The following is a 9,838-nucleotide window of genomic DNA, read 5'->3' as shown; positions in this document are numbered from 1 at the left end:
GGCTCAAAAAATACACCTGACAAGGCCATATCAAACGGAATTTACGAAATAATACCAAAAATTAGAAGGGAAGCAAGATACTTTTTCCTATTTCCTGTTTTAAAAAAACCTTCCACAAGGAAAAAGGCAAAAAGCGGAAATGCTATTCTTCCAAAAATATCAAATGCATCACTTATATGCTGCAGTATCCCTTCTCCACTCAGAAAAGGGTATATCAGTGCTTTATTTATGTGATCTACAAGCATTGATAAAAAGGCAATGTATTTTAACTGTGCCCCTGAAAATATACGCAATTTATCCAGTTTTCCATTATTTTTATCCATTATCTGTTAATTCCTTTCAGTTTATTAGAGAACGTATAGATTTTAAAAGATTATCAGGATATAAATTATTCCAAATCTTCCCCATTGCTTGCTATTACTTTTTTATACCAGTCAAAACTTTTCTTTTTACTTCTTTTTAAAGTTCCGTTCCCGGCATTATCCCTGTCCACATAGATAAATCCATAACGCTTTTTCATTTCTCCTGTTCCTGCACTTACAAGGTCTGGTGAGTAGTCTGAAGTGGTCAATTTAATTTACCTATAAACTTGTAGTGAATTTCAACCTTTTGGCTTATTTGACCGTCTATTTCTTCCTTGTCATAGACATATATCTTATCTATTATTTGATTTAAAATATATCTGTTTAGCGATTTTATCTTAGCGTACTTGCTAATATTATTCATGAATTTCTTGTAGTTATCTTCAGTTTCAAAAGATACTTCTATATCGCCCTCTAAGACCTTGATTTCCTCGATTAACTTGTCTTGTTTTTTAGATATGCTCACATTCATTAGATTGAAGTTTCTTTCGGTTATATTTCCCTCTAACCTATCTTCATATAACTGTTCATAACTTCTATCTAATTCTGCTAACTGGTTCTTTTTAAGCTCCAGCTTATTAGATAGTTCTTTTCCCTCGTCAATTTTTTCTACTTCAATCTTTTCTATTATCTTTTCTACAAAGTCTTCTTTGGCAGATAGTGCAATATTTCCATGATATTGTATATCTTCAAGAACAATATTATATAGATCTCTAGCTTCAATTCTGTGAGATGAACAAGCATTTACTCCATATTTTTTATATGTGGAGCAAGAAAAGTGAACAAAGTCTATGAGTTCTTTCTTTTTAAGCCTATAATCAGTTTTTGGTGTCAATGCATAACCACATTTAGGACATCTTACAAGTCCTTGAAAAATGTTGTCATAATAAAGTCCCTTTTTATTGTTACACTTTCTCTTATCAATCATTGTTTGAACTTGTTCCCATATTTCCTCACTAACTATTCCTTCGTGGGTATCTTTAGCATAAATATAGTCACTTTTAGGAATATACATTCTTTTTGAGTTCTTAAATGATAAGGTAGGTCTTTTATTTCTTGCCATATTTCCACAATAAACTGGATCTCGTAAAACATTTAACACCATTCTATGTGACCATTGATATTTATTTTCTTCTGTTAGTCCATAAAGCTTTTCAGCATTTTCAACAAAAGCACTTGGTCTTGGAATTTTTCTCTTCATCAACTCCTGGCTAATAAGTTGAGTCCCCTTACCCTCTAAACACAGTTTATAAATGAGTTCTATTATAGGTTTAGTTTTCTCATCAATGATTAATCTACGTTTATTATCAGGGTCTTTTAGATAACCAAATGGAGCTTTAGAGCCTATATATGTTCCCTCTCTCATTCTACTTTGAATTGCACTTTTAACTTTTTTGGAAGTATCCTTTGCGTACATTTCATTGAGAATGTTTTTAAATGGCATAATATCATTTTGATTGCTATTTAATGTGTCTATACCATCTGTTATTGCAATATATCTTATGTTCTTTTGTGGAAAATACATTTCGATATATGCTCCACTTTGAAGATAGTTTCTTCCTAACCTTGATAAGTCTTTTGTGATAACACAATTTATTTTTCCGTTTTCAATATCAGTAATCATCTTCTTAAATGATGGTCTTTCAAAATTTGTTCCCGAATAACCATCATCTACATAATAATCATAAATAGCGATACTGTTACTTTCTGCAAATTGTTTTAACATTACTTTTTGTGACCATATACTCATACTCTCAACTGAGTTTCCATCGTCTTTTGATAGTCTACAATAAAGTCCTGCTACATATTTTTTAGTCCTGCTCAATTTCAATCTCCTTTCCCTAAACAGGACTATCTCAATAATTTAATTATACTAAAATACTCCCGTTTAGTCAATCAATACTTACGCTTGCGTTTGTTTATTTTCTCTATCTTTTTCTAAGTTTCTTTCGACTACATGCTCAATAATATCTTCAAATACTTCTTCAATCGGCTTTTTCCCTACATATACTCGCTTTATTTCATAGTTGATTTTTCTACTTCGTTTTTTCTTTTTTAATTCCATGTAATTCCTCCATTTTGTTGCAATAAAAAAAGGCGATTAGATTTTTAATTTTCTAATCGCCTTTTAAGTGTCATATTTACATTTTTATTACCTCTGGCATACTTTTATACCTTTTTAGACTTAAAGTCTTTAATAGTGGCTTTCCACCTCTTTTTACCTATAAAGATTCTCCTACATCATAGTTCATTTTTTTATTTCCACCTTGATGTCTTAGTTTGTCTTTATCTTCTTCATACCAATTAAGGATTGTTACATAATGGTCCTTATAGTATTTCCCAGAGCTTTTGATACATCTTGATAGCTTTTCAATCATTGTATCTGTATGACTTTGCAGCTTATCCTTTAACTTATGATATTCTTCTTTGCTTAACCTTACATTTTTGTATTGTCCATAAAAGATGGGGGTGGACTTTTTATCTTTTTCTATCTCTCCCTCTCTCTCTTTATCTATCTCTATATCTTTCTCTATCGCTATCTCTTGTCGGACATGGGTTGGACTCATTAAGGACAATGTCCTCTGTTTATTTTGTCTGTATCTTCTTTTTTTCTCTGCCCATGCTGTTTCTGATCCGATTAAGTTTGGTATTTCAGTTAAATAGTATTCATCGTTTTCTGTTACAACTTCTAGTAAGCCTTGATTGATTAAATAATTAACTGTGACCATTACATCATCGTCTGTTTCATCTATGGTTAGTGCTAACTCTTTTATAAAATCACTTTCTACTCCGTCATAATAGAGTTTGCCCTCATCTTTTAGGCTTAGTAGTAGAAGTTTAAGGTAGATTATCGTGTAGGTATCTCCTCCCGATATTCTCCTTAGTCTTTTTATTCTTTTGTCCGTAAAAAATTCTTCTTTTAATTTTATCCAATAATATCTTTTGTTTGTTGCCATATCTGCTCCTTTCTTGATTTTCGATAATCGAAATTCTTGATTTCCGATTTTCGGAATTCTGGACTTCTGCTTTTCAGAAGTCTTGTTATTATGGTTATTTAAGGGTGTAACTTTTCGTTACTCCCTTAGATTTCTCTGGTCATATCTTTTTTACTTGGTTTTACTTTTTCTTTTACTTTTCTTTTGACTTTTTCTTTTGTCTTATCCTTGTTCTTAAATAGGTCTTTGTATTTCTTTATTTGTTTTAGGATACTTTCTTTTTCTTTTTTATTTTCCTTGGCTATGACTTGCTTAAAGGCATATTCCATTACTTTTATGTCTTTGGCTTGGAAGAATATTTCATAATTTTGGCTTTCTTTGTTTTTCATTACTGAGAAACTTACTCCAAGTTTGTTTAGTTCTTTTTTTAAGTCTTTGAGGTCGCTTTGATCTATGGTTATATTTTCTAGTTGCCCTTTCTTGTAGAGGTCTTTTATTTTCATTTCATCTCCCATAAGGCTTTTTAGATTTCCGTTTGCTTTTTCTAAGGTATCATTTATCTTCTTTCTTATTTCTTTGTCTAAGTTGATTGATTCTTTTGCTGCTTTTATTGTGTATGATATTATGGTTTGTGCTGCTTGACCTGCTTCTTTGCTTATTTCTTCGTTTATCATGTTTTATCTCCTTTGTTTGAATTAAAAAAAGGGAAGTATAGGCTTTAATTTTTCTATACTTCCCTTTGATTGTTTTTATTTGGTTGTTCTTGGTGGTGGAATGCTTTATTTTGATGTTTTTATATATTTCTTAGGTCTTTGTACCTTTTATACTTTTAAATGGCTTACATTGCCTTTCCACCTTTAGTAGTTTATGTGTGTTCTTTTGTCTGATAGATAGTTTTTCATGTTGGAATATATAATCTGTATTTCTTCATTGTTCATTGCTTTAATTTCTTCTGTGCTTCTATATGTTTTGTATGTTCCATCTTGATCTGCTTTTATGAGTTCATCTATTAGCTCTTGCCTTTTATTCATCTCTATTACCTCCTAGAACGGTCTTTATTTTCTTGGTCATATTATAGCTTGGATAAGATATTTTTACCAGGTCTTATCTTTCTTGATTTTTGTAATAGTCTTTAGTCATTTGTCTTTTTTTATTAAAACTATCACTGTCTTGCTTATATTCTTTTATCTTTTCTATGATACTTTCTTTTTCTCCTCTCTTGATTGCCTTGTCAATTTCTATGGATAGGTCGATACCATATTCTTTATTCACTGCTTCTACTGCATATTTAATATGATTTATTTCCTTGTATCTTTCCCTTATCTTTTCTGACTCTGTATTTAATTTACTGATTTCATCTTCTAAGTTTTTAATTTCTCCTAACCATTCTTTTTCCCTTAAATTTTTCTTTCCACTGATTTTTTCAATTAAGTTTCTTGCCCTTATATGTTGGTCTATTTCCTTTTGATTATTCTTGTAGAAGCTTTCTTTGAATATTTTCTTGCTTTCATATTCTTGGTAGGTTGCTTTTGTTTTTCTTACAGTCTTTGCATAGGCTAAACACTTATTAAGGTCTTCTATCTTTTGACTGTTTTCTTTTATGGTCTTATATATTTCAGAATTTTTACTTCTTAGGGTATTTATATGTCCTTGTAGGTCTGATATGGTTTTTATTTTATTTTCTCTTAAATAATTTATTCCACTTGCATATCTTTTTAGATTATAGATTGCCTTATTTCTTTTCCCATAAAATGATAATTCAGCTCTATTATTTTCTTGCATTTCTTGATAGAAGCTTAAATATTCATAGAGGTTAAAGAGTCCTGATTCATTTTCGATTTGCTTTTTACTTTGGTCTTTATATTCCTTGTATGATTCTTTGAGTTTATCTTTAAAGCCTACTAACCATGATGTTATTTTCTTTATTTCATTGCCTATGTTTTTTAATAGTTCATTCTGTTTTTTTATTTCACGATTTATATCTCCTTTTTCTGTTCTTATCCCTTTTCTTTCCATTGCACTAGCACTTGCTCCTAGATGTATTGTTGGTATTTGTTTTATGCCTTGTCTTTTAAAACTCCTATGGTCTACTCTTTTTTCTGCTCCTGCTCTTTCTAAATATTTGTTACAAAGGTCTGAAAAATTTTCTCTCCATTTTTCTACATTGACCTTATCGTTCCAGGTTGTTAGTTCTACTTTTCTTGTCTTAGGTTTTCCATTTTTGTTTAAAATCTTCTCCCCTTTTTCATCTAGGATATATTCTTTTTTACTTTTTTGCCCCCATGTTCCATCTTCATTTATTGGTCTTACTATGGTCATTATATGAGCGTGAATGTTTTGATTTCCCTCTCTACTTTCATCATGAATTGCTAGGTCTACTATCATTCCCTCTTTTACAAAGTTGGTTTGTATATATTCCTCTATCATCTTTTTATTTTCTTCTATGCTTAATTCTTTTGGTAGAGATATGATAAAGTTTCTTGCAAGTTGGGCATTAGAGTTTTTCTCAAATAGTTCTACCGAGTTCCACAAGGTTTTTCGGTCTTTATATTCTTTTGGTGCGTGATCTGGTAAAAATATTTCTTTGCTAATTACTCCTTGTTTTCTTGTATAGTCATGGGTTACTCCGTCCCATTCATTTTTTATTTTTTCTCCACTTATATATGCTGCACTTGCTACTGCACTTTTGCCTTTTCCTCTTGATATTATGTTTACTGAAAAATGAAAACTGTCTGCCATTTTTATCACTTCCTTCTTTTTTTGTTGTTTTAGGCGGAGGCTTAAAAGATTTTCTATATCCACTTTGTGAATGAGCGTTTTGAAATGATAGAATAGAAAAAGCCGACTACTGAATTAATTTTTGTTGTTTCAGTATGTCGGCTTAATTGTTTTGTTCATTTCAAATTTTAAAAGTCAAGGGCGAGCCTTAGCGAGTTTATTTACCCTTGACTTTTAAAAAGCGAATGGTTGTTGCTCCCTGCAAGGGTTTGGCTCTAAAGGCACGCAATCACCCTTTAGGGTGTATAATTGCGCCCTTAGAAAATCTAAGGGAGATTTAATTATTTTATTTTTCTAATTTTCTCCCATTATTTTTAGTGTTTCTTTAAATTCTTTTGTTTTTATTGCTTCTTTTAGTAGGATTTTTATTTCTTCATCTGTTAGTTCTTCTGCATTTTCTATAAGGCTTTCTAAGATTGCTCCTCTTGTTATGAGCCTATGAGTTCTTTCTTTTCTTCTTTTTATTATGTCTTGTTTTAATATCTTTTGTTCTTGATTTTTTAGTTGCCTTAATCTTTCTTCTGTATGGTCTATTTTATTTTTTATTTCTTTTGACTTCTGTCTTATCTGTTTTAATTTTTTCATGCAAAACTCCTTTCTTGTAATAAAAAAGAGTTAACATTTATGCTATCTCTTTAAAAGTTTCATTATTAAATTTCTTGTCATCCAACAACGCATTAAAATAAATCTTCCAGCCTTTTACAGTTTTCATTATTCATTTCTTTTGTGTAGTTTGTATTGTTAATATAAAGTCTTGTATCTTTATCTCTAACAACCCCCCAATTTATTTTACGCCTATCTGCATAATCCTTAAAAGCATAGAATTTATTTTCGATTTGCTTATCAATATTTTCCAGCTGACCTTTCTTTACCATATCCTTAAGTTTCCTTGAATTAGTTTTTCTTTATTCAATAATATAATCTGCTAGTTGTTGGCTTTTTTCATAGGCATATTCTATAATCTTTTTCATAGCTTTTAAAATAGCCTTTGCTGAATACTGAGCCACTTTTATCTCAATATTTATAGCCTTATTATTAACTTCATCATTTACCATATAGGTGACCTCCTTTCCGGGGAAAATAAAAAAGCGGCCCAGACTTTTACATCTGAACCGCTAAAATTTTAATTATATAGTTTTTTATTATTTTTAATTTTATTACTGTTATGACGTACTTTATAAATTATTTGTCGCAAACTATTTTTTGCTATTTAATGCTTTATTGATGGTTTCTTGAATAAAAGGACTACAGCATTTACCCAAAGGATTGTTAATTTCGCACTTTCCATTTTTCATTGCCCCTGTAAGTCTAATAATATCTTTAATATCCTTTGCACTATCATATAAAACAGCGTTTATAATTTGTTGTTCTGTAACTTGGTTGCAATAGCATATATATTTGGGATTTGCATTCTTTTTTAACCATATAGGAACTTTTACGTCTTCCTTATAAAAAACTTTTTCATTGTTTAAGTTATAATACACGGCATCACAATCTTCATTCATACATAAATAGTAAGTTTCTTCATCTACAACCTTTCCCATAAGGTTTTCTGATACCATATGCTTTACAGTTATATTCTTAACCTTTTCTCCTATTTCGTGACATTTGGGGCAATATTCTTTTTCTTCCATTGTACCAATGGTTTTTTGTGTTGAAACTCAGCAAGATTGATTTATCTTATTTTCTTGACTCACTTTATTTCCTCCTGTCTAAATAAATATTATCTCTATAGTTAATCAGGATATCTAATACCTCTTTCAATATATCTACAACATATTCTCCCTGTCGGTATCTCCTTTTCTCTACTATAACTCGAACTGGTCCTTAGATTCAACCACATCTATTATTCTTTTAGGATATTGAACCCATTTCCCTATCTCCTGATATTCTTGATTCATAATAATAAATGTTGGTGTAATAACTTTTTCATTAGGCATAAACTTACTGTAACTATCTGTATCTATTACTTTAAGTTTTTTATTTTCATTATTTTTTTCTAACCAATAAACTACAGGAATATTAATTATAGAGTCAATACACCAGTTTTCTCTAATCGCAAGTATATTAAATTTGCTTGTTATACTACTAACCTTTTCTAAATCTCTCTAAATTTAAATAATTTCTTATCGCATTATTAGCATAATTCTTATATCTATCCTGAGCAGTATCGTAAAATTGTTGAAAAGTAACTCCAGAGTTAAATATTTGCTTGTATTTCAAATTGTCACTTCCTCCTAAAAAAGTAAGTTACTCCATATAATTTACTTACTATTTATCTAATTAAATTTTACCCTTTTCTCTACTAAGATATTCAGGCATTTCAGCTCTTCTGATTTGAGATAGATTGCCCAATTTTATTCCACGTCGTTTCTATGAATTTCTATAACATCTTCAATTCTGCAATCCAATGCCAAGCAAATCTTTTCTAATGACTCTAAGTTCACATAAGAATTTTTGCTCATTCTTGAAACTATGTTGCTTGTTATGTTTGCAGCTCTTTTTAAGTCTTCTTTGTTCATTTCTCTTTCTACCAATAAGTGCCATAATGGTTTATAACAAATTGCCATATTATTACCCCTTATCCGTTTTATTGTTAAGATATATTATATCATAAATAGACTGATAAGTCACTTTAGCCTATTTTATACTTGTGCTTACGTTAGTATTTATTGAGATAGTCCTTGTTTTTTTCCTTGTCCCACTTGGAACTGCTCCAAATCGATAGGCCCCCATGTTGTATATCCGAGTAAATCCACCCCATCAAGGACAACTGCATCCCTCATTGCCTTTATATGTGCCCTCAGGTAATCTATCCTGTAGTCATCTTCAACATATCCATTTTCATCAGGTATATCAACTGCTCCAAGGCCATTTTCCACAACAAACAGAGGTTTCTGGTATCTGTCATAGATTTCATTTATTGTAGTCCTAAAACCTAGTGGATCCAGTCCCCACCCCCAGTCAGTCACTTCAATATATGGATTTCTCATCGATTCCAGAAGGTTTCCTTCTCCAAGCTTATCAGCTTCAGCTGAAATACAACGTGTTGTATAATATGAAAAACTTACAAAATCTACTGTATTTTCTTTTAATATTTTTTTATCTTCTTCTGTTATATCTATTTTTAGGTTATTTCTTTCAAGAAATTTAAGGGCATAGGATGGATAATATCCCCTTACCTGTACATCAATGAAAAAATAATTTTCCCTGTCCTTTTCCAACGCAGTCCATACATCTTCCGGTTTTGCAGCGAGAGGATAAGATATTATACCATATTTTTATTTATTTTTAAAATTAATTTTAATTTTTATTTTAAATTTATTTATATTTTTAAAAATATTCTTAATATTCCAAGAATTAAAAGATGAACCGGATAAAAACAGTAATTGAATAATTTATTCTGTTTCCCACGTTTTCCATTATATGTAAGTATAAGACCAAAACCAAGCAATGACCAGACTTCCTTAAAAATTGCAAGATATCCTGAAAATATTGCAAATACAGGTTTATCATGAAAAATATAGAAGAAATAGCCAATTATAATGGCATGATACTCATAATCCAGTCCTGCAACCATTGAAATAATACAGATTATTCCCACGATTACAAATGAAACCAGATACCAGATATATTTTGGAAATTTCTGCATCTTTTCTTTTAAAATATCTATAATCCATATTGTTATCAGCATTAAAGCCAAAGTAAACATTATATTATTGGAATTCGGCTCAAAAAATACACCTGACAAGGCCATATCAA

Annotated in this window: 13 protein-coding genes and 3 pseudogenes; all 16 read right to left on the bottom strand. The window is 30.3% G+C overall.

Annotated elements, in window-relative coordinates; translation table 11 throughout:
- Positions 1-41: 41 nt before the first annotated feature.
- Positions 42-323 carry a TraX family protein gene (locus tag HMPREF1984_RS02990; RefSeq protein WP_021766412.1) on the bottom strand — a complete coding sequence of 94 codons (282 nt, stop codon included), beginning with the start codon at positions 321-323 and terminating at the stop codon, positions 42-44.
- Positions 324-388: 65 nt separating this feature from the next.
- A pseudogene (locus HMPREF1984_RS02985) lies at positions 389-547 on the bottom strand (family 1 glycosylhydrolase); the annotation flags it as partial.
- Positions 548-567: 20 nt separating this feature from the next.
- A complete protein-coding gene (locus HMPREF1984_RS02980) occupies positions 568-2,187 on the bottom strand; it encodes a recombinase family protein (RefSeq protein ID WP_084408398.1) in 1,620 nt (539 codons plus the stop codon).
- A 78-nt stretch (positions 2,188-2,265) separates the two neighbouring features.
- Positions 2,266-2,427 carry a hypothetical protein gene (locus HMPREF1984_RS02975; protein WP_021766409.1) on the bottom strand — a complete coding sequence of 54 codons (162 nt, stop codon included), beginning with the start codon at positions 2,425-2,427 and terminating at the stop codon, positions 2,266-2,268.
- A gap of 157 nt (positions 2,428-2,584) precedes the next feature.
- Positions 2,585-3,319: a phage replisome organizer N-terminal domain-containing protein gene (locus HMPREF1984_RS02970; protein ID WP_021766408.1), complete on the bottom strand. Its 735-nt coding sequence runs from the start codon at positions 3,317-3,319 to the stop codon at positions 2,585-2,587.
- Positions 3,320-3,444: 125 nt separating this feature from the next.
- A complete protein-coding gene (locus tag HMPREF1984_RS02965) occupies positions 3,445-3,972 on the bottom strand; it encodes a PcfB family protein (protein WP_021766407.1) in 528 nt (175 codons plus the stop codon).
- A gap of 183 nt (positions 3,973-4,155) precedes the next feature.
- Positions 4,156-4,329: a hypothetical protein gene (locus tag HMPREF1984_RS11490; RefSeq protein WP_021766406.1), complete on the bottom strand. Its 174-nt coding sequence runs from the start codon at positions 4,327-4,329 to the stop codon at positions 4,156-4,158.
- A 73-nt stretch (positions 4,330-4,402) separates the two neighbouring features.
- Positions 4,403-6,037 (bottom strand): MobQ family relaxase, encoded by a 1,635-nt coding sequence (gene mobQ, locus HMPREF1984_RS02955; RefSeq protein WP_036099579.1) that lies wholly within the window; start codon positions 6,035-6,037, stop codon positions 4,403-4,405.
- 333 nt (positions 6,038-6,370) lie between these two features.
- The gene (locus HMPREF1984_RS02950; protein WP_021766404.1) at positions 6,371-6,661 is read right to left on the bottom strand and encodes a DUF3847 domain-containing protein; all 291 of its coding nucleotides are present in this window, start codon (positions 6,659-6,661) and stop codon (positions 6,371-6,373) included.
- Positions 6,662-6,753: 92 nt separating this feature from the next.
- Positions 6,754-6,951 (bottom strand): hypothetical protein, encoded by a 198-nt coding sequence (locus HMPREF1984_RS02945; RefSeq protein ID WP_021766403.1) that lies wholly within the window; start codon positions 6,949-6,951, stop codon positions 6,754-6,756.
- A gap of 30 nt (positions 6,952-6,981) precedes the next feature.
- A complete protein-coding gene (locus HMPREF1984_RS11265; RefSeq protein ID WP_021766402.1) occupies positions 6,982-7,131 on the bottom strand; it encodes a hypothetical protein in 150 nt (49 codons plus the stop codon).
- A 141-nt stretch (positions 7,132-7,272) separates the two neighbouring features.
- Positions 7,273-7,734: pseudogene (locus HMPREF1984_RS02940) on the bottom strand (Csac_0668 family 2Fe-2S cluster-binding (seleno)protein); the annotation flags it as partial.
- A gap of 150 nt (positions 7,735-7,884) precedes the next feature.
- A pseudogene (locus HMPREF1984_RS11750) lies at positions 7,885-8,166 on the bottom strand (thioredoxin family protein); the annotation flags it as partial.
- Between the two features lie 267 nt (positions 8,167-8,433).
- Positions 8,434-8,646 (bottom strand): helix-turn-helix transcriptional regulator, encoded by a 213-nt coding sequence (locus HMPREF1984_RS02930; RefSeq protein ID WP_036099577.1) that lies wholly within the window; start codon positions 8,644-8,646, stop codon positions 8,434-8,436.
- A gap of 99 nt (positions 8,647-8,745) precedes the next feature.
- Positions 8,746-9,345 (bottom strand): family 1 glycosylhydrolase, encoded by a 600-nt coding sequence (locus tag HMPREF1984_RS02925; protein WP_304412275.1) that lies wholly within the window; start codon positions 9,343-9,345, stop codon positions 8,746-8,748.
- A 56-nt stretch (positions 9,346-9,401) separates the two neighbouring features.
- Positions 9,402-9,838, bottom strand: a 437-nt coding sequence (locus HMPREF1984_RS02920) for a TraX family protein (RefSeq protein WP_021766396.1), incomplete at its 5' end; no start/stop codon positions are given.

Origin of the sequence: Leptotrichia sp. oral taxon 215 str. W9775 (assembly GCF_000469505.1) — a bacterium.
Lineage (GTDB): Bacteria > Fusobacteriota > Fusobacteriia > Fusobacteriales > Leptotrichiaceae > Leptotrichia_A.
Note: the sequence above shows the minus strand (reverse complement) of the source record. Positions and strands in the feature narration are given on the sequence as shown.